We start from the raw sequence: 18,326 nt of genomic DNA on the forward strand, positions 1-18,326 counted from the left end.
ATCACCATCACGCAACTCCAACGCCGAGGCCACGTACATGACTGTGATTCTCTCAACACCACAGACGTAAATCAATCAACGACACGCAACACTAGCCATGTGGCGCGCAAGCGCCAGTCCGGCGAGTTCGACGCGATGACCACCGCCACGTTCAAGCAGGGCGTCCGTGATGCGCTGGCCCAGGCCCACGGCCTGATTGAGCTGTCGTCTCGTCATGCGAGGACGAAGTAGCGGAGCCAGAGATACGGCGCGGCGACGGCGATGGTGATGGCGGTGATGATCGCGCCTTTCTTGGTGAATTCCCAGAAGGTGATGGGTGTGCCGGCGCGGGCGGCGATTCCGAGCATGACGACGTTGGCGCTGGCGCCGATGGCGGTCATGTTGCCGCCGAAGTCGGCGCCGAGGGCGAGTGACCACCATAGGGCCTGGGAGTGTGCGGGGTCGGGGATGTCGTGGGTGAGGGCGAGGACGAGCGGGGTCATCGTGGCAACGTAGGGGATGTTGTCGATGATGCCGGACAGCAGTGCGGAGACGCCGAGGATCAGCAAGACGGCCAGCAATGCGTTGCCGCCGGTGGCGTCAGCTGCGAGGTGGGCGAGGTTGTCGATGACTCCGGTCTTGGCGAGGGCGCCGATCATGATGAACAGGCCGGCGAAGAACAGCAGGGTCTCCCACTCGACGCTGGCGAGGTAGTCCTTGGGGCGGGTGCCGGAGATGAGGACGAGCAGGCCGGCGCCGAGGAGGGCGACCACGGACGGGTCCAGATGCACGACCGAGTGCAGGATGAAGCCCGCGAACACCAGCGTCAGGACGAGGCCGCATTTGAGCAGCAGCCGCGGCTGCTGGATGGCCTCGCGTTCGTTGAGTGTCATCACCTCGGCGCGGCGTTTGGGGTCGACGGTGAACGACCCGCGGAACAGCCACGGCAGCACGAGGGTGAACACGATCAGCACGATGAGGACGATCGGGCCGAGGTTGAGCAGGAAGTCGTTGAACGACAGGCCGGCGCGGCTGCCGATGATGATGTTCGGCGGGTCACCGATCAGGGTCGAGGTGCCGCCGATGTTGGAGGCGAAGACCTCGGCGATCAGGAACGGGGTCGGGTTGATGTCGAGGCGGTCGCAGACCAGCAGGGTGACCGGCGCGATCAGCAGTACGGTCGTCACGTTGTCGAGCAACGCCGAGGCGATCGCGGTGATGAGCGCCAGCAGGATCATCACGCGTAGCGGGGAGCCTTTCGCGCGTTTGGCCGCCCAGATCGCGAGGAACTCGAAGACACCGGTGCGGCGGAGGATCCCGACGATGATCATCATCCCGAGCAGCAGGAAGATGACGTTCCAGTCGATGCCGGTGTCCTGGGAGAAGAACGCGTCGGCCGAGCTGCTGACCCCGGTGGCCAGCACGATGCCGGCGCCGGCGAGTGCGGCGACCATCTTCGGGATCTTCTCGGTCGCGATGAGCACGTAGGCCACGGCGAACACAGTGATGGCGATGACGGGGCTCACGCGAGCACCTCGTGTGGGGCGCCGGCGGTCAGTGCGGAGTGAGGGCCAGCTCCAGCAGTCGGGACGCGGAGACGACGCCGATGAGGGTCTTGTCCTGCATCACTGCGACAAGCGGACAGCGCAGCCGGGCCATTGTCGCGGCGACCTCGACGATCGTGTCGTCGGCGTTCACCCGCGGCAGCTCCGTCGGCTCCTGGGGCAGCACCGACCGCACGGTCTTGCCTGCGAGTTTGTCCGCGGCGCGGTCGGCTATCGACTCGGTGAGCACTCCCGCCAGCGACGGGTCGTCGCACACGTAGCTCGGCACCAGGAACTTCACCACCTGCGAGGCCGGCAGTACCGACTGCGGGCAGCCAGTGGCATCCGTGACGACCAACCCGGGCAGCCGTCGCTCCGCCAGCAGCCGCGCGGCCGCAAGGGCATCGGAGTCCAGGTCGACGACCGGGTACTCCTCGGCCATCTCGGAGGCGTGCATCTTCCGACTCTACGACCAGCGGGGGACCTCCGCGCTGGCGCGCGGAGGAGTCCTGCCACGTTCTTGACGCTCCGCGGCGCCGCGCCGGCGCCGCGGCCGAAGATCGGTCGCCGCACCCAGCCACAGCAGGAGCCAAGCGGGAACCGGCGCACGTGACCACAGGGTGGAAGGCCGGGCGGTGGACGGTGGGAGACCGGACCGTGGAGGGGGTGACGCCGGTGGCGGGGAGGGGCAGAACGTGGCAGGGCCACCCGGTGCGGACGATCGGAGCGGGGGTCATCGGACTTCCAGGGGTCGGCGAGCCAGCCCGCACCCGGCCGGGCGCGGGCGAGCCGACCAGACTTCCCGGCACTCCTGGCCGTAAAGATGCCGCAAATATCCGCATCAGGCAAACTGCCCGGTCAGTTATCAGTCAGTCCAGCCGAGCGTTGTGTCGAGCTGGTAGAGGTTCTCGCCGAACTGATCACCGGCGGAGCTTGAGCCCTTCCAAGCCGGCCGCGGGAGCAACGAACGCCCGCTCCTGGCATGGCAAGGGAACCGTGTAGCAGAAACCGCGTTCCTCAGATCATGGCCCGAAAACTCGCGGGGATCGATGCACGTTACCCGGCTTGACGGTCCCCGACCAGCTACGCCCCAGCAGCCAGGGGAAGATGAAGAACCTCGCCAAGACGGCCCGCGATGATCGCGCCGCCGAGCCACCTGCACCGGTGTCTGACCGGTCCGAGTCGAGGGTGCCGCGTTCGCTTCCGGCACCGCCGCCGCGACCTCGTCCACCCGCGCCTGGACCCGCAGCAACTCGCGCTCGGCGTCGGTCACGCCGCCGGGCGCGAGCTGCTGCGCCAGCGCGCTGATCTCGTCTTCCTGCGCGGGCGAGAATCCGACCAAATGCGCACTCTGCCGGGGTTCTTGCTAGAAGGTCAGTACCTCGATGGTGCCTAGATCAATCCCGTAGTGCCTGTAGACCTTGGTCGTGTTCTCGCTCGTCAGTTGGTCCTCGGTGTAGCCGAGGAGGCCGGCCGTCCGGACGACGTCGGTTGCCGAGCCAGCCTCGATTTCAAGGTACGGCGGGATCCGCGGCCATTCGTCGATCTCGAGCTGTGTGCCGTCGAGTTCGAAGCTGGCGCGGCGGTTCTCCTGGTACGATTTTGGTGTGAAGCCGAGCAGGCCGAGCAGTTCGTTGGTGCTGGTGAAGTCGCTCACGGTGACCTCGACCTCGTAGGTGCCGTCGATCGCGTCGCTACGGATTTCCTTGACGCATAGCGTTGTCTCGCTGCCGGTATCACGTAGCCGGATCCACTTCGACTGGTCTCCCGGCGTGATGTCGTAGACGTGGCGCCGCATGAGCCGCGTGTCGCTGACCTGCTTGCCGCCCTTCTCCAGGATGAGTGCCGCGGTTGCCTGCGGGTCGATGTCGAGAATCTTGGCTTCGTGCTCGATCGGCACTGGCGTGTCTCCTTCGGTGTGGTGGCGTGGACCCTAGCGATCTACCGCGTCGAGCTCGGCGGCCTCGCGGGCGCGAAGCGCACGGATTTCTTCGGGCAGGTCGGAACGCAGGAACTCATCGAGGGGCCGGCACAGATCCATGCGTTGGATGCAGACGCCGACCTGGTAGAGGCCGGAGCGGTCGCGGTAGAGCCGTACGCCGTAGAAGCCCTCTTGGCAGTCGGTGTCGTTGTTGAAGGGGCAGCCTGCGCACGTCGGCGGTAGCCGGACCCTGCGGATCTTTTTGAAGAACACCCGCCGGCCGCCTGGTAGTCGGTACGCCGTGCGTGCGCCGGAGACGCCGGCCGTCAGATAGCGCGCTTCCGGAACAGCGCCGCGTTGCTCGAGTGCTGTCTCGATCGCGCGGATCGACGCTTCACCGTGATCGAGCGAGTTGAGTAATCGGACGGACAGGCGCGGCGAGTACTCGTCGAGGAGGCGGTGCACGCGGCCGATGTGGCTTTCGTCGGGAACCACGATGTTGGCGTCGACTCCGACGCCCGCTGCGAGCGCGGCGTTGATTGAGTCGGTTAATGCCTTGAGCTTCCGGGCTGCGCGTTCGACGTTGCGGTAGCGGTTGTGCTGGACTGCGCCCAGCTCCTCAGGCGTTGTCCCGAAGATCGAGAAGTTGACACGCTCCAGGCTTGCCTCGGCGCAATGCGGAAGGATTTCGCTGCTAGAGGGACTGCTCCAGGAGGGGACAGACTTCGCCGTCCACGTGCCGGTCCCGCCCGGTGCAGCTGACAGTGCGATGATCGACTACGACGAGTGGGCCGATGATCTCGACCGCGCCGTGATCCATTTCGGGCGTCAAGATTTCCCGCTGGTAGATCGACTGGTGCAGCGCTCGCAGCGGCGGTTCATTCCTGATAGCAGCGATCCAGTCGGAATGTCGCTGTACGGCCGCACGTTGCGCCTGCTCGGCGACCTGCGCCAAGACCAAGGGCACCTGCGAGGACCACTTTCGGCCAGCCACTGCTGATTGGGGTGCGGTCCGGCGTCGACGAGTTGGTAGCCGTAGGGGGGTCGTCCGCCGAGGTAGCGGCCTTGCTGGGTCGCTTGGTTGTGCATCGCGGCCAGGACCCGGTGGCGGGCGCGGAGGACTTCGCGTTGCGACTGGGTTGCCAGCAGCGCCATGAGCGCGCGGTGATCACAATTGCCGAGATCGACTGGCCCGTCTGTTTCGGGTAGCCAGAGCTGGATGCCGTGACGGGTGCACCAGGCATAGATCGTGGCGAACTGGCTTCCGGTGAAGGCGCGTTCGTATTCGCCGATCACGATCGCGTCGACTGCGGGCTTCGGGTCGGTGATCGTGGCCATGAGTTGGGCGGCTTGGGGTCGTTGTGGCCATGGGGTGCGGCGGGAGGTGCCGGCGTCGAAGTAGTCCGCGATGATCTGGCCGTGGCCGGTGATGAGGTGGTCGGCCATGTCGTGTTGCCAGCCGTGGGAGGACATGCGGTCTTGGTGGCGCAGGGTTGAGGTGCGGCCGTAGAAGGCGAACCGCAACCCGCCGCCAGGCTGGGGTGGGGGAGAGGGCCGGGTGGCTCTGCTGGTGGTCATCCACTGTGCGAGCACGTCCACCGTCTCTGTTGATGAGGGCGCTGACGTAGGGAGCGGTCGGGATGGGATCACGCTGAACGGATGCACCGGGCCTGGGTCCATGACGGTGAGCTGGGGAACGTTCGCCCGAACAGCGCAGCTGAGCTGGAGACAAGGCCAAGCCGTATACCGCTCTAGTCATCAACGTTCGGTAGCAGCGAGTCATCGTCGGTTTCGTATCTCATCTCATCCCCTTCTCTACCCGGTTTCTACCTTGGGCCACCGACAGAAAAGGTGCATCCGGGCACACCCGTCCAGGTGAACAACGCACAGGCCTGTCGGGGCGACGAAACCGCTGTGCCGGGCCCAGCGCCCGCCGCAGGGAGTGACTCGGCGAACGGCCGTGCGCGGATCGGCGGCGCGCACGGCCGTCCTGGGGACAGTGGCTGCCGGTCAGAGGCCCGTCGCAGCGTTGAGAAGCGTCGCCTGGCTGTCGTCCGCTTCGAGGGATCCTTCACGCGAACAGCGTCGCCACAGCTTCGTCGTTCACAATAGCCCGCGGCGTCAGCCGTCAATCGCGTGCGGCCGGTGTTCAAGTGCCTCGCGGTCCCATGCCCCGAGATCAGCTGCGGCGACATAGGTTGATCGAAGAAAGCTGAGGAGCAGTTCCTCTGGGTCTCGCGCTGTGCGCACGGCCTCGTACGGCAGCAGGAACTCGCCCAAACCCGCATCAAAGTAAGCAATGTCGGGTTGCACGCGGCGCTGCCGGTAGCCGTCGGGCTCGGGGTAGGAGTAGGCGTAGAAGGAGCCTTCCGCGCTGCCGCCTGGCCAAAACCCGCAACTTGCGAGTTCGTGGGAGTAGCCTTCCACCATCACACGGTCCGGACAGTTCGGAACTCCACCGGCGTGCCGTGGGGCGACGCGGCCGGAAAACCGGGTGCAAGCCAGGTCCATCGCTCCCCAGAAGAAGTGCACCGGGCTGCTTTTACCCATGAACTCGGCTCGGTACTTGCTCATGACGCGGTGTGCGGCCGAGAGCTGACCCCAGAATCGGCGGACGTGATCGTGCTCGTATGTGCGATGCGTGGTGTCTTCGGCGAAGGGGATTGCCTGCTCGACTTCCACGGGGGTCGCCCAGATCGACACTTCGATGCCCAACTTGGCCAGCGCCGCGATCGTCTCCCGGTAGAAGACGGCTACCGGCTTCGACTCGAGGGCCACATGACCGTGCGCGCCGTTGCTGACGCGGATGTTCAGGCGGTGTTCAACGAAGTCGAACTCCAGGTCGAAGAGCTGATCTCCGTTCGGGATCGATGACGTGGTGAGGCCTCTCGCAGAGACATACAGGGGAACCTGCCACCAGTGGTTGACCAGCGGCGTGTTGGCCATGCGGATCTTGCCCACGACCTGCGTCCACATGTGCAAGGTGTCGCGCGTGTCGATCCAGTCGTCGACCCGAAGCGCAGGCCACGGGTCCGTGACAGTGAGCTCAGAGGTCATCGTGACTCCGATCAGTGCCAACCGAATGTGGCACAGTGTAAGCGATTCCGGAGGAGGTCAAGGGCTGCACGTGCCTGGAAGATGTGGCCGGCCGACCCGTGCGATGGGCGCTGATCTTCGGCGCGCCGACGAGGCCGTGGGAGGGATCCAGCGGAGCGTGGCCATGCGCCGACCTGGTTTGCGTCGGTTGTTACCCCCCGACTGCCGCGGACGCGGCCTGCTGGATGAGAGCGGGCACGGCGGCGGGCTGGGATACGTAGATGGAGTGGCTGCCGACCGCTTCGACCACGGTCGAGTGGGTCCGCTGGGACATGGCGCGCTGCGCTGGTGGTGGGATCATCTTGTCGTCGGTCGCGACCAGGTACCAGCTCGGCTTGACCCGCCAGGCGGGTTCAGAAATCGGCCCGCTGAGGGTGTCCAGGCACAAGGAGAACGCCGATGGGACGTCGCCCTGCACGAAGGCGTGGGTCAAGGGCAGTGGCACAGAGCGCACCATGCTGGCCGGCTATGCCTCCGACGACACACTGATCGCCCAGGGCTATCCGCCGACGGACTACGTGGACAACGACCACGCCTCGGTCGTCGACAAGGCCACCCTCGACACCTACGCGACCAAGGATCTCGCTGCGTTCAAGGCCGCCACCGAGACGTGGAAGTGCAGCGTCTGGGTGGCGGCGCAACCGGCAACGGCGTGCAGCTGTCGCTGAAGCTGTCGGGCTGGGCGCTCGGCGACGCGCCGGTGTTCGGCGTCAGCGGGCACCCGTGGATCCCAGACGGCCAGTACCGGCGCCGGATCCTCGGTTCAGCAACGACACCGAAAGCACCGTCTCTCTGGAGTTCAGACGACCTTGGCGGTGACCTGACATGACCCAGCCGCCGGGAACAGGAACCCTGCTCGACCAGCCCAACGACCTGGTCCGCCAAGTTGCCGAACTCTCTCGTAAGTCGTAGGCGATGCCGGCCTGCCGGGTGGGGCTCTCGGCCTCCGTCGGGATCCCCACCGGCGACTCCATTGCCCCTGGGACGTGGGTCGCCCGAGAGGACTCACTCGGCTGGTTCACTTCGGGCAGCCCGAGCTACATCACGGTCGGCCTCGACGGGTATTACCAGCTCACCTACCACAGCACGGCCGGCGAGCTCGCGTCCGGCGCGACCGCCGCGAGCAAGATCCTGCGTAACGGCACCGTCGTGAGCTGCTTATCTGTCGCCTCCGACCTGGTGGTCTCGTCTGGTGCCGTGGAGGGGTGCGTCCAGAACTGCTTCCGGCCGAGAATCCAGCTCGCCGTCGGGGACAAGATCTACTGGAACAACTACGTCTCCACGATCGGCGCCACACTCGGCGCGTCGAGCCTCACCGCCGCTTCCTCCACCTCATTGGGGTTCAGCTCCCGCACCGCGGAGACGGGCGGCCATCTCCGCCATGACCACGTGGAGTTCGTCGAGAAGCTCAGCCGCCTTCGTCGTGAGCGCATCAACCTCTTCCGGCTCGTACTCACGGGGAACGCATTCGTCGTCGGGCTTCCTTGGGGTCACTGGGAACCTCGCTGGCTCGGATCAGCTCCTGGAGGATCGGGATCATCTGCTGGAGCGCCTGGATTTAAGGTGGCCTGGCACACGCAACTTTTGCGACATTCGAACAGATGTTCTAGCTTCGTGGTACCTGGCGGCCGGGAGGGGAAGTCCCGGCCGCCGGACCTCGCCGTTCAGGGGGACCGATGATGCCGACCATGTCCGCTCGCCGGTGGCTTGTCCACGCATGGGAAGACCGTCACGGCGAACTACGGCTCGACGGCACGAGCTGCCCGTTGCACGATCTCGCGCGGCTACGGCGGGGCGGGTACACGCACGGGTGGATGCTCACCCCCGCCGGGCGTGCCGAACGCGAGAGGATCCGCGCGCAGTCACAGCGACTGTGGAGGATGTCCAAAGACACCTGAGACGGCCGGGCTTTCCTTTGCTACTTGGTCAGGCGGTAGCGCGCGTAGACCCTCGCCGCCGCGCTGAGCCCGCTCGATCCGGGAAACGGTGAGGTCGCGCCGCGATAGCTCCACAAACCGGCGACGTAGCAGGCGAACGCGGCGACGGCTTTGTCCGTCCCGGACCAGGTGGGCGCGGTCTCGGCCCACCGTTCCGCCGCCGCCGGCGCGTGGCCGGCCGCGACTAGCCGGATCACGAGGAACGCCACGTCCACCCACGGCGCACCAGCTGCGGGCCGGCCCCAGTCGATTACCCGCACGCCACCTGCCGCATCGTTGATCAGGAACTGGTGCTCGTGGAGATCGGTGTGGAGTAGGGCCGCCCCGTCCAGCAGCTCCGGGGTGAGGGCAGACCACTGCGTCATCGCTGCGATGTCCCAGCCGGCCACCTCGTCGGGCTCGATCCGGTCGAGCTTCTCCCACCAGTCCGACGAAGCCCACCGCTGGCTGAGGGGCTGTGCCCAGCCAGCGGGACGACTGCCGATCTCCGCCATGGTGGCGGAGATGACGCCGAGGTCAGCCGAGTCCGGAGACAGGTCTGCGGGCCGGCCCTCGACGAACTCAGAGCCGACGATTAACCAATCCGGCTCGACGTCTTCGCTGAATTTGGTCGCTGGGGCGATCCCGGGCGCCAGCTCGCCGGCGGCAGCTTCGTTGCGCAGCCATCGCATCCGCGGACTGACGCCCGTCACGCCCTTCAGGAACACGTCACCCGAGCTGCCCCGGACGACGACAGCCAGGTTGCAGTTCTGGCCCTCGCCGACCTCCCGGACGACGGTGACGTCACCGAGGTGCACATGGACTGCATCCCGGACGGCGTCGGGCAATGCGTCCCATCCCGAACTCGCGCCCGACTTCGTCAGGCGAGCGGGGTTGCCGCAGGGCATTCGACCGGCTGATGTTGCAGTGGCCGGATGCTGCGAACTGTGAGGACAAACGACGGCTGCTACGGTTCGTGGCTACCGCTGCCGGCGAACGTCGGGTCGTAGACGGGGTGCTACCGCGCTCCAGGGTCTGGATTGTCGGCTGAGGAGGCAGCGTCACCGCACCGTCGGCTGGGGTGATCGGCAGGCGGCGAGACGTCGTCTTCGTGGAGGCTTGCCGTGACACCGTCAAGCTGTACACATTTCCTCGCAGAAGTGGACAAACTACACTCCTCTTAATGGGGGATATGAGTGGTAGAACGCGACCGTGATATGCAAAAGAGAACCGGCCTTCATCGAGGGGATCGTGTTCGTATTCGAGTTACTGGTCACAGGGATAGGTTCGGTGTGGATGTAGACGTCATTTCTCGGAAGCCATTTTATCCTGCATTTATTGATGCAGCGATAATCTCCGACGAGGCACCGTGGCTATCGCAGGACAAGTTTCCGGAAGTGGGCACGGAAATGGATGCTGTAGTGGTGGCGTTTATGCTTGGTGGTGAGCTGCGTTTGGACTCGAGAAAATCAATAGTAATGAAGTGGGAGAAGGATTCAGGGGGTCTATAACCGATCAGCGGCATAGACAGATGTTCTGCGTGTCGGTGCTCGACGAAGGAACGTCCCCCTGATGCGCTGTCGGGCTTGGTGTCCCATCGCAGGAGGAGGACGCTTGCGGTGAGGTGGCCGGCCTGTGCGGCTAGGTGGCGCAGGCATTCACGCACGGCGTCGTAGCGGATGGGCGGGCCGGAGCTACGGCTGGTCCTGATGCCGTGTTGGCCGATCATGTTGGCGACCCAGGTATCGGGCGTGACTTGGACGAGCTGTGTTGCTCCGAGCTCGAAGTCGGTGCGGGCCTGGTCGCGGTGCCAGCGACGGTCGGCAGCTTCAGGCTCCGGCCACCGCGTGGAGATCGCTCAACGCGTCGGGGCGGTTTTCTCGTTTCCGGGGACACATCCGCCGCAGCGCCGCGGCCGGACGTGAACCGGTCCGCGGCGCTGCGGTGGATTACAGGCGGCCTTCGAGGGTTTTCATCACTGCGGTGTATTCGGCGCGCATGGTGCCGTCGGGAGGATTTACCAGGGAGATCGTCGCGAGGCGGGTCTCACCATGGCTCGACTTGGCGACCACGATGTCGGTGCCGCCGTCCTTGGTGTCGCAGTACATCGCGGCTTCGTAGAGGGACTGCACGTCATCTGCGCAGGACTCGCTGAACAGCTGCAGCGCCTTCTGCGGGGAGACCAGCGACGGCACACCGCCGACCGTCAGGGTTCCCAGGTGGGTCCCGGGGGGATCGGCGAGGCGGTACTCGCAGTTGTAGGCGGTGAACTGGTCTTGGTGTGTCTGGGGCTGTTCACTGCTGGCGTCGACGTCCGTGTCATCGAACGTCTTCGCGAACTCCGCCGGGGACAAGAACGGGCACGCCGCACTGAGGTGTGCCGGAGAAACCGCCGGCACGAACGGCGCCGGGGGAGGGGCGCTGCTGCTGGTGGTGGTCGGCAGGCTGCTGCTGGAAGCCGGCGCCGCCGCCACAGCTCCGCTCCCACCGTTCGAGCACCCTGCGGCAGCCGCCGCCACGAAGGCGACGGCGATGAATCTTCGAGACAAACGCATGGCCTGAATCCTGCCGGACGTTCCCGGAATTCCCGCTGTCGGAGATCCACTCGTGATCACCGGCAGTGGCGATTTGGGGGACTTGTCCGCTGTGCGTAACATTTGCGCGATCTGGACCGGATTGCACGAGGGGACCGGCAGGATGAGGTGATGCCGGATCTGCTCTGGGACGAGGTCAGAAGCCTCTTCGATCCCCACCTGATGGGCGCGCTTCCCAACGTCTCGGTAGCCGACGCGTCGGCCGAGGACTGGCAAGCAGTGTTCGACCTCGTGCGGTCACGGGGGTGAGCGTGGGAGTACCGGCTGGACGATGTCGTCACGCCGTTGCCCAAGGCGGTCGAAGCGTTGGGTCATCCGGTCGATGCGGAGCTGCGGGTTTGGCCGGCCACGGGCGTGCTGGCGATCTTCCGGACCTACTCGCCTGATCAGATCGACTTTGACGTCGACCTACGGGAGTTGCAGGGCCAGACCGGAGTGAACGTCTTGTGCGACTTGCTACGCGCGATCGGCCAGACGCTCGGGAAGCCGGTGCTGCTGACCCCTGAAGGAGACTCAGGGCAAGCGGTCCTCGGGTTCGATCCGCGCGTGGACCGTGTCGTTCTCATGGCCGACCCCGATCCGCGAACCCGCTGACGAAGTCGAAGTCCCCTCGGGCTGGGCGGGCACTCGCTTCTGCGGCGTGCTGATGGGCAGCGTGTTGCGTCGAGGATCGGCTCGCAACCTCAGGTGTTGTGTCCGTCGGACCACCTTCGCTTGCCGCCGAGGCGTTGGTAGCGCTGGCGCATTCCCTGGCGGCTCAAGCCCTGTGCGGCGCCCAGCGATTCGAAAGTCTCGCGACCTGGCAGCCGGCGTCCTTCGTGCCGCCGCCGAACGTGCTGCTCGTCGTCAACGACCAAATTCCTCGCGGATCTTCTCGGCCGCGACGGCGCTAGGCGGTGGAACTCGGCAACGCCTTCGGCTGTGGTGGTGTCCACTGCGACGCGGTAGGCGGTGGCGTCGCTCGTCATCTCCCGGCTGTGCTCGCCGTTGGCGTACTCGGCCGTGAGGCGGAGCACGCCGCGACTCGGGTGCACGCGCGCGTAGGACGCGTCAGACACGTCCGGCAGGAAGAGGCCGATGGTCCTGCTGTTCGGCGCGGGCTTGAAGATTGCTTGGCGCTCGCCCAGCTCGGTCACACACATGTCGTGGACCGCCTGCTGTCGGGCAGTGGTGACGCGGACCCGGATGTGGTTGATCAAAGTGTCCGGCAACGCTTCGGCTCCGGTGCCATTCGCCGTTGGAATGGGCAGGTCCAGGCTCTCGGCCAGGTGCAATAAAGGAACTTTGACCTCGGGCGGGGTTTTGTCCGGGCGCCAGCCGCGCCAGGCGGTGTGGCGCAGGCGGTGTTCGCGCGGGGTGAACTGCCGGTAGACGACCTCGCCGACCAGCCTCGGTTCCACCCACCGCGCACCGCGCGCGCGATCGCGCGGCACCTCGTTCGCGAACGGGCTCGTCTCCCGGGCCAGCGGGGCGAGCTTCTTCTGGGCGTCGAGCAGGGCCTGGTGGGTGAAGCCGGCGCCAACGTCGCCGATACAGACCAAATCGCCCGTGGCGGGGTCGTGCGCGCCGAGCAACAGCCCGCCCATCAGGCCCTCGCGGCTGCCCGTACCCGGTGCTGGCAGGGCGACATGTCTGAACGTGTCGAATGCATCCCACCCTCAATCTGCGAGGCTTCGTGCGGTTCAGCTCATGCGGGATGTGCGGGGCGTAGCTCAGGTTGGGGCGGACAGACTGGTTGGCAGCGTGGGACAGCAACTCGTGTGACTTCAGTCGCGAGGTGGCTTATGGTGCCCCGGTGGTGGTGTTCGACGACGGTGTCCGGGGGACGCATCCGGAAGATTTTCAGCTGCTTCACAACGGGCATCTGCATCTGTTCCGACACGTGTGGGCGTTGTCTCGCCTCGTGACTGATCTTGCCGGGCTGGGGTATGAGGTCGTCGAGGTGGATGCGGCGTCGTGCGATGGTGCGGACGCCCTGCGCGACGCGGTGATTGCAGCGATCGCTGATTGGCCGAGTGACTACGGTCGTGACAGCTGGCCGGGTTTCAACGACGGCTTGATGGACTACTTGCTCACTGCGGAGCGTCCGCTCTTGGTCCTGACCCTGAAGGGTCTCGACCAGGTCCGGAGCAAGGACGAGGCCTCTATGTTGGCCCTGCTGGAACTCTTGGCATCGATCGCCCGATGGCATCTGCTGTTTGGTCGGCGGCTGATCTGCCTCATCGGAACCGATGACATCGAGTTCGACGTCGGTGCGCTGGGCGGCGAGCACCCCTTCTGGAGCCGCCACGAGTTTCTGCTCGCTCATCGCACGGGCGAACGCCTCCCGCCTTGGATCGCGTCCTGATCTCGCCCAAGCGGCTGTGTGAGATGGGCATTCCGTTCACCTCGGCTGAGGCGCGGACCTGGTGGGTGGACGGAGCCTGCCGGCTGGTCGGTCCCCATCCTGACACCCCGGACGACCTGCCGGACACCGACATCGACCTCGCGGCCATCGAACCGGGCCGCGCGATCAGCTGATCATCGTGTAGCGCCGGTCACTGGCCCATTTCCTTGCGGATCTGGGCCAGCCGGTCGGCCGGATCAACCTTGGGGGCCTTGCTCCGCGCGGGCATTTCGGTGGTGGCCGGGGCCGGGGTCTCGATCGTGGTCGTCGGCGGCTCGATCACCGGCACGGCGGCGATCACAGGAGTCGGAGCCGCGGCCTTGACCTGCCGCTTGCGCCGATCCCGGAAGATCCAGCCACCGGCCAAGCCGGCGGCGAAGCCGAACGCGTGGCCCTGCCAGTCGATGCCGTCGGTCGGCAGCAGGACCGTGAACTGGTAGGCGAAGCACAAGCCCATGACCAGGCCCAGGACAATGTCGATGAGGTGCCGGTCGAACAGCCCGCGCACGAGGATGTACCCGAAGTAACCGAACACCACGCCACTGGCACCCGCCGCGACCGAGTTCGGCTCGTTGGTCAGCCAGGCGCCGAGTCCGGCGACCACGACGATCAATGTGGTCACCCAGAAGAACTTCCGCACGCCGCGATAGGCCGACAGGAAGCCGAAGATGAAGAGCGGGCCGGAGTTGCCCTCGATATGCGCCCAGCTGAAGTGCAGGAACGGGGCACTGATGATGTCCGGGAGCGAGGTGACGTCGCGGGCGCGGATGCCGTAGTGCTGGCTGAGCTGGTAACTGTCGATGGCGTTGAAGATCTGGATGATCCAGATGAGGGCCAGGAAGCCGACCATCACCCACAACGCGCGCCGCGCCTCGGCGATCATGATCACGGGATCAGCGGCCTCCGGCTGTCTTCCGCTCTTGCTCATGCCGACCTCCACAACCCACCCCCGGCGCCGACCTGGCGCACGAGCCTCAGGGTAGCCGCCCGTGCTGGTTGTCCAGTCACTGCACGTAAAGGTGACCTCCGCACGGCGTGGGGTTGGTTTCAATTATCAGTGAAGTCATAGTCACAAAAATGGTGTCCGTTGTGGACTCCGGTCAGGCGTCCGGGGCCAGGCGGACGATTCGGTGGTCCTGGGCGGCCAGGCGGGCGGCTTCGATGACGCGCATGGTCTGGATGGCGTCGGCCGGGTCGACCGGGAATGCGGCCGCGCCGCGGAGGGCTTGTCTCGCCCAGCCTCCGGCTCGCAGCACGGCGGGGGTTCCTGAACGTCGGGAACGGCGTTCATTACGGCGCCCAATATCAAGTCCAGGTAGCGCTACCACGTCGGTGATCTGTCAGCAGCCCATCGGTTCACGAGGCATCTGCCTGGGCCGCTGAGACCTCGAGTTTCCTAGGCCAGATGACGACATCAGATGGCAGGCGAACGTCGCATATCAGCTGTCGGACCGCAGTTGCGCTATTTGGTCCTTTGCCGAACTTGGCTCTATGGGATCAAGGCGCCGCCGTCGGCGGCGCGTAGTCGCCGAGCGTTCGGCGGGCTCGCCCAGTGCGGCACGGACGGCCTGCCGCTCCGCTTCGGCCGCCGGCCGCGGGCGGCCCGCCGAAAGGAGCGTTGGGCAGCGCGCCGTCGTCGACGGCGAGAGATCCGTAGAGGCGCATACCGGCATATACGGCCGAGCCACGAAGCGCGTTACAGGCCGGTACGAGATCGTGACCGTCCGCTTCCTCGATCATTGATCGTTTAACACCGGCTCGCCGCCATCAAGGGCGCCTTCGGCGTCGCTGCGCGATGGCCGCACGCGTCCACCCTTGACACCGTCGAGCCGGCGCTAACGGAGGCGGGGACGAGGAGGACGGGGAGCCTGGGCGCGGCCGAGAGGGCGAGCGCGCGAATCAGGGCTGGGCCGTCGTGGGGCCGTCAGACGTCAAGATCGGTCCGGACGCGACCGGACGGGATGAGACACAAAACAGCAGGTCAGAGGCGGTTTACCAAGGAGCTTCCCGAGGTGGCCCCGACCGCCTGGATAGTTCATCGAGAAGGTCTCCGGGAAGCTGTCCTCGCGCCCGAAGCTGGATCTGATGCTGGACAAGCTCCGCGCCGGCGACGAGGTCGTGGTGACCCGGCTCAAGCGCATCGGCCGGTCCCAGCAGCACCTGCTCGAGCAGGTACTCGAGCTGGGACCACCCCCGCGCGGGGACGACTTTCAGCAGCAATTCCAGGTTGGACATGGCCACGGACCACCCCCGCTCGCGCGGGGACGACACCGGCACCAACTTCGGCGCCAACCTCGACGCCGGACCACCCCCGCTCGCGCGGGGACGACAAGCACCACCCGATCTCGGTCATCTGCGACGGCGGACCACCCCCGCTCGCGCGGGGACGACGATTCGCTCACTGGCGACCCCGCCACCGACGCCGGACCACCCCCGCTCGCGCGGGGACGACGACACCTGAGACACGCTCCAGTTGTCGAACCCGGGACCACCCCCGCTCGCGCGGGGACGACATCGACCCGCCGGCACACCCGGGCGTCGTGCACGGACCACCCCCGCTCGCGCGGGGACGACCCCGGCCGTACGAAGAACATCACCCGCGCCGAGGGACCACCCCCGCTCGCGCGGGGACGACCAGCGAAACCAGTCCTGCGGGCCGCCGTCCCACGGACCACCCCCGCTCGCGCGGGGACGACACTTCTTGACCTGCAAGTTTATCGGCCCGGTGCCCGGTTTTGCTTTACTTTGCTTCGGACCCTCTGCAGCATAGGGTCTATCCCGTGATCGGTGTTTCCGGCGGGTCGGTCAGCGGGCAGGGCACCACCGCACTCGTTGCCGAATCGCGATGGAAGCCACGCGGCGGGGCTGGTTGTGACGGCTCCGGGCTCAGTGGCCGTGGTGGTGAGGGTGGTGGTGCTCGCGCCAGGCGCCGCTGCCGGCGCTCGCTGCTGATTTGGCCTGGGACCATTTCAGCTTCGCCAGCTCGGCCGGCGTGAGCTCGACGCGGCGAGCCCAGTGCCGCCCCGAAACGACGACGGCGGTCCCGAACGCCGCCAGTCCCGCCATCCCCAGCACGGCACTCGCTCCGATGAGCGACACCGCGGCGATCAGCAGCCCCCGGTGCACGTCCTCACGCGCGGGGTCGGTTTGGTGGTTGTTCATGGGTGGCCTCCCTCCTGTCCGGGCACACGCTCGCGGCCTGGCCGCTCGCGCACATCGCCCGGCGAAGGTGAAGCGCGTGGTCGTCGCAGCGAATTACTCAGCCGGGTTGCCTTGCGTTTACAGCACGCAGTCTTTTGCCGACGACCACAAACTGATCGCTCCGCCGACGGTGCCTGTACCCGGCGCGATCGCGGACCCGGACACGCGGATCGAAATCAAACAGGAGAGCACCGGTCCGGTCGTCACGTACCGGCGCTGGTTCCGCCGTGAAGCCGTGCGCACCCTGATACCTGGCGACGTTCGAACCCTGCTTGCCCGGGTCTACGAGAGGGCCTGCCGATCGACCAGTACGAGATCGCAGCTCTGCACACTCTTCCGAATCGGGGTGCCGCATGAGCGGGTGGGCGAACTCCTCACCAGCCGGACTGAGGGTTCCCGGCACGGACGAGAGATCTATTCCTGCCGTCCGAGTCCGCAGGGCTGAGTGGCGCCGGCGTCGGACACGTGGAACATTCGCCCGTTGATGACTTCTATCGGGATCCGCACGAAGTGTGAACGTTCTCCACCGGGCCGTGGCCGGTGGCGGGGCTCGGCCAGCGCCACCAGTTCGTCGATTTCGGTGATCGGATTCGCCTTGCCAAGCACGACAACACTCCATCCGGTGCGGGTGGCGAGGTCGATGCTGTCGACCTCGAACGCGACCACTTCGTCGCGGAGCTTGGCAACCGACCCGGTGCGGCTGCTCCGGACGATGATGTTTCCCTCGTGCACGGAGAAGTTGACCGGCCGGATGGCAGGCAACGCGTTCTCGGAAAACACCAGCCTGCCCACAGGCTGGGTCGACAGCAGGTCGATGCATTCCCGCGTGGTCAAAGGGCGCAACTCGGTCATCGTTGATCCCGGTAGTCGGCGGAAAAGTGAGTTCACCGTCGAGTGTGCGCGGCTGCAGGCAGCGGGGTCAGGGCAAGAAGTCCCTGACTCTCGGGACAGTCGGCCAGCATCGGGCCCGCTGCTGCGGTATCCAGCCGTGCACCTCGCTCGTGGCACCGGCGTGTACGTCGGCCGCGGCCCGATCCGACCCCGCAACGCCAAGTTCCTCGTGTTCAAGCCGAAGAACATGGGCCCCGTCCGCGCCGGCGGCTGCGGCTCCCGCGGCGGCTACGTGTTCGCGAAGCAGGTCAAAGGCGTGCCCCCGAACCCGTTCCTGCTCCGTGCCCTCGAAGCGAACTCACCCTGGCCCGTCCGCCGCCTCATGTGAGAGCGGGTTGCAGCGGTGACCTGCAAATTCAGGGCTGGTGGGCGGGGTTGTGGCTGCGCCCCGGCGGGGCGACGCTGGAGGCATGAGCGCACGTCGCCGGCGATGCCTCGCCTGCGGGGCTCCGGTGCCGCGGGGCGCTTCCCCGCGGAGGCGCCACTGCCTCTGCTGACCGTCACCATCGAGCAGCACAGGAGTTGGGATGTCTGAGGACCGCTTCATCGACGACGCCGTCAAACGCAGCGCCGAAACAGCCGAAGATCGCGACAAGCTCACCGGCATGGTCGCCCAAGCTGCGGCCGGCACGCCGACGGCCACAACAGAACAAGACGGACCGAGCGACGCTTCGATCCTGAACTTTGCGCTCAACCTGGAGTACCTAGTGTCGCGTGTCTGAAGTAATTTTACGGTTGATTTTGGTGATGATGTCGTCGTCGGTGGCGGTCCAGGTGAAGGGTTTGGCGCGGTCGTTG

The 18,326-nt window shown here is 66.3% G+C and carries 24 protein-coding genes, 1 pseudogene and 1 CRISPR repeat array; of the genes and pseudogenes, 11 read left to right on the top strand and 14 right to left on the bottom strand.

The features are described 5' to 3' along the window. Window positions 1-231, top strand: a 231-nt coding sequence (locus tag AB0H62_RS50865) for a hypothetical protein (RefSeq protein ID WP_360592987.1), incomplete at its 5' end; no start/stop codon positions are given. Here AB0H62_RS50865 and AB0H62_RS50870 read toward each other — a convergent pair. The 7 genes from AB0H62_RS50870 to AB0H62_RS50900 all read right to left on the bottom strand — a co-directional run bounded on the left by AB0H62_RS50870 (window position 213) and on the right by AB0H62_RS50900 (window position 6,997). Beyond that, the gene (locus AB0H62_RS50870) at window positions 213-1,505 is read right to left on the bottom strand and encodes an ArsB/NhaD family transporter (RefSeq protein WP_360592988.1); all 1,293 of its coding nucleotides are present in this window, start codon (window positions 1,503-1,505) and stop codon (window positions 213-215) included. The genes AB0H62_RS50865 and AB0H62_RS50870 overlap by 19 nt on opposite strands. A gap of 28 nt (window positions 1,506-1,533) precedes the next feature. Then, window positions 1,534-1,980, bottom strand: coding sequence for a CBS domain-containing protein (locus tag AB0H62_RS50875; protein WP_220240065.1), 447 nt, complete (start codon window positions 1,978-1,980; stop codon window positions 1,534-1,536). A gap of 909 nt (window positions 1,981-2,889) precedes the next feature. Next, the gene (locus tag AB0H62_RS50880) at window positions 2,890-3,423 is read right to left on the bottom strand and encodes a CYTH domain-containing protein (protein ID WP_220240066.1); all 534 of its coding nucleotides are present in this window, start codon (window positions 3,421-3,423) and stop codon (window positions 2,890-2,892) included. 33 nt (window positions 3,424-3,456) lie between these two features. Beyond that, window positions 3,457-3,939: a hypothetical protein gene (locus tag AB0H62_RS50885; RefSeq protein ID WP_220240067.1), complete on the bottom strand. Its 483-nt coding sequence runs from the start codon at window positions 3,937-3,939 to the stop codon at window positions 3,457-3,459. Window positions 3,940-4,272: 333 nt separating this feature from the next. After that, window positions 4,273-5,043, bottom strand: a complete 771-nt coding sequence (locus tag AB0H62_RS50890; RefSeq protein WP_255637932.1) for a recombinase family protein — start codon at window positions 5,041-5,043, stop codon at window positions 4,273-4,275. 522 nt (window positions 5,044-5,565) lie between these two features. Next, entirely contained in the window at window positions 5,566-6,501 is a 936-nt protein-coding gene (locus AB0H62_RS50895; protein WP_220240068.1) for a DUF5996 family protein, read from the bottom strand. Window positions 6,502-6,691: 190 nt separating this feature from the next. After that, window positions 6,692-6,997 (bottom strand): alpha/beta fold hydrolase, encoded by a 306-nt coding sequence (locus AB0H62_RS50900; protein ID WP_360592989.1) that lies wholly within the window; start codon window positions 6,995-6,997, stop codon window positions 6,692-6,694. Between AB0H62_RS50900 and AB0H62_RS50905 the strand changes: the two genes are divergently transcribed. Together AB0H62_RS50905 and AB0H62_RS50910 are read left to right on the top strand one after the other, a co-directional pair. Beyond that, window positions 6,996-7,208 (top strand): hypothetical protein, encoded by a 213-nt coding sequence (locus tag AB0H62_RS50905; RefSeq protein WP_220240070.1) that lies wholly within the window; start codon window positions 6,996-6,998, stop codon window positions 7,206-7,208. The genes AB0H62_RS50900 and AB0H62_RS50905 overlap by 2 nt on opposite strands. A 262-nt stretch (window positions 7,209-7,470) precedes the next feature. Then, window positions 7,471-8,220, top strand: coding sequence for a hypothetical protein (locus AB0H62_RS50910; protein WP_220240072.1), 750 nt, complete (start codon window positions 7,471-7,473; stop codon window positions 8,218-8,220). A gap of 238 nt (window positions 8,221-8,458) precedes the next feature. Here the strand turns inward: AB0H62_RS50910 and AB0H62_RS50915 are convergent, their stop codons facing one another. After that, the gene (locus AB0H62_RS50915; RefSeq protein WP_255637933.1) at window positions 8,459-9,304 is read right to left on the bottom strand and encodes a phosphotransferase; all 846 of its coding nucleotides are present in this window, start codon (window positions 9,302-9,304) and stop codon (window positions 8,459-8,461) included. Between the two features lie 1,101 nt (window positions 9,305-10,405). Further along, the gene (locus AB0H62_RS50920; protein ID WP_220240074.1) at window positions 10,406-10,930 is read right to left on the bottom strand and encodes a hypothetical protein; all 525 of its coding nucleotides are present in this window, start codon (window positions 10,928-10,930) and stop codon (window positions 10,406-10,408) included. Window positions 10,931-11,161: 231 nt separating this feature from the next. On the opposite strand from AB0H62_RS50920, the gene AB0H62_RS50925 reads away from it, so the two are divergent. Continuing rightward, window positions 11,162-11,299 carry a hypothetical protein gene (locus AB0H62_RS50925; RefSeq protein WP_360592990.1) on the top strand — a complete coding sequence of 46 codons (138 nt, stop codon included), beginning with the start codon at window positions 11,162-11,164 and terminating at the stop codon, window positions 11,297-11,299. 36 nt (window positions 11,300-11,335) lie between these two features. Next, complete coding sequence (locus AB0H62_RS50930; RefSeq protein ID WP_360592991.1) at window positions 11,336-11,644, top strand: hypothetical protein; 309 nt, start codon at window positions 11,336-11,338, stop codon at window positions 11,642-11,644. 89 nt (window positions 11,645-11,733) lie between these two features. On the opposite strand, the gene AB0H62_RS50935 is transcribed toward AB0H62_RS50930, so the two are convergent. Beyond that, window positions 11,734-12,636 (bottom strand): hypothetical protein, encoded by a 903-nt coding sequence (locus tag AB0H62_RS50935; protein WP_220240076.1) that lies wholly within the window; start codon window positions 12,634-12,636, stop codon window positions 11,734-11,736. A gap of 209 nt (window positions 12,637-12,845) precedes the next feature. Between AB0H62_RS50935 and AB0H62_RS50940 the strand changes: the two genes are divergently transcribed. Together AB0H62_RS50940 and AB0H62_RS50945 are read left to right on the top strand one after the other, a co-directional pair. After that, entirely contained in the window at window positions 12,846-13,397 is a 552-nt protein-coding gene (locus AB0H62_RS50940) for a hypothetical protein (RefSeq protein WP_220240077.1), read from the top strand. Continuing rightward, a complete protein-coding gene (locus AB0H62_RS50945; protein WP_255637934.1) occupies window positions 13,382-13,570 on the top strand; it encodes an ATP-grasp domain-containing protein in 189 nt (62 codons plus the stop codon). Before AB0H62_RS50940 ends, AB0H62_RS50945 begins: the two co-directional genes overlap by 16 nt. Window positions 13,571-13,587: 17 nt before the next feature. On the opposite strand, the gene AB0H62_RS50950 is transcribed toward AB0H62_RS50945, so the two are convergent. Together AB0H62_RS50950 and AB0H62_RS50955 are read right to left on the bottom strand one after the other, a co-directional pair. Beyond that, entirely contained in the window at window positions 13,588-14,364 is a 777-nt protein-coding gene (locus tag AB0H62_RS50950) for a rhomboid family intramembrane serine protease (RefSeq protein ID WP_220240078.1), read from the bottom strand. 172 nt (window positions 14,365-14,536) lie between these two features. Beyond that, a complete protein-coding gene (locus AB0H62_RS50955) occupies window positions 14,537-14,692 on the bottom strand; it encodes a hypothetical protein (protein ID WP_220240079.1) in 156 nt (51 codons plus the stop codon). Between the two features lie 781 nt (window positions 14,693-15,473). Here AB0H62_RS50955 and AB0H62_RS50960 point away from each other — a divergent pair. After that, window positions 15,474-15,605, top strand: a pseudogene (locus AB0H62_RS50960) (recombinase family protein); the annotation flags it as partial. Between the two features lie 15 nt (window positions 15,606-15,620). Continuing rightward, window positions 15,621-16,132: a CRISPR direct-repeat array (repeat unit 28 nt; unit sequence GGACCACCCCCGCTCGCGCGGGGACGAC). Between the two features lie 190 nt (window positions 16,133-16,322). Here the strand turns inward: AB0H62_RS50960 and AB0H62_RS50965 are convergent. Continuing rightward, window positions 16,323-16,598: a hypothetical protein gene (locus AB0H62_RS50965; protein ID WP_220240080.1), complete on the bottom strand. Its 276-nt coding sequence runs from the start codon at window positions 16,596-16,598 to the stop codon at window positions 16,323-16,325. Window positions 16,599-16,674: 76 nt separating this feature from the next. Here AB0H62_RS50965 and AB0H62_RS50970 point away from each other — a divergent pair, with 76 nt between their 5' ends. Further along, the gene (locus tag AB0H62_RS50970; protein WP_220240081.1) at window positions 16,675-17,082 is read left to right on the top strand and encodes a hypothetical protein; all 408 of its coding nucleotides are present in this window, start codon (window positions 16,675-16,677) and stop codon (window positions 17,080-17,082) included. On the opposite strand, the gene AB0H62_RS50975 is transcribed toward AB0H62_RS50970, so the two are convergent. Further along, window positions 17,052-17,489 carry a pyridoxamine 5'-phosphate oxidase family protein gene (locus AB0H62_RS50975; RefSeq protein WP_360592992.1) on the bottom strand — a complete coding sequence of 146 codons (438 nt, stop codon included), beginning with the start codon at window positions 17,487-17,489 and terminating at the stop codon, window positions 17,052-17,054. The genes AB0H62_RS50970 and AB0H62_RS50975 overlap by 31 nt on opposite strands. Before the next feature lie 136 nt (window positions 17,490-17,625). Here AB0H62_RS50975 and AB0H62_RS50980 point away from each other — a divergent pair, with 136 nt between their 5' ends. Next, entirely contained in the window at window positions 17,626-17,856 is a 231-nt protein-coding gene (locus AB0H62_RS50980) for a hypothetical protein (RefSeq protein WP_220240083.1), read from the top strand. Between the two features lie 199 nt (window positions 17,857-18,055). Beyond that, window positions 18,056-18,250 carry a hypothetical protein gene (locus AB0H62_RS50985; protein WP_360592993.1) on the top strand — a complete coding sequence of 65 codons (195 nt, stop codon included), beginning with the start codon at window positions 18,056-18,058 and terminating at the stop codon, window positions 18,248-18,250. Window positions 18,251-18,326: the final 76 nt, after the last annotated feature.

Source organism: Amycolatopsis sp. NPDC050768 (assembly GCF_040654155.1).
Lineage (GTDB): Bacteria > Actinomycetota > Actinomycetes > Mycobacteriales > Pseudonocardiaceae > Amycolatopsis.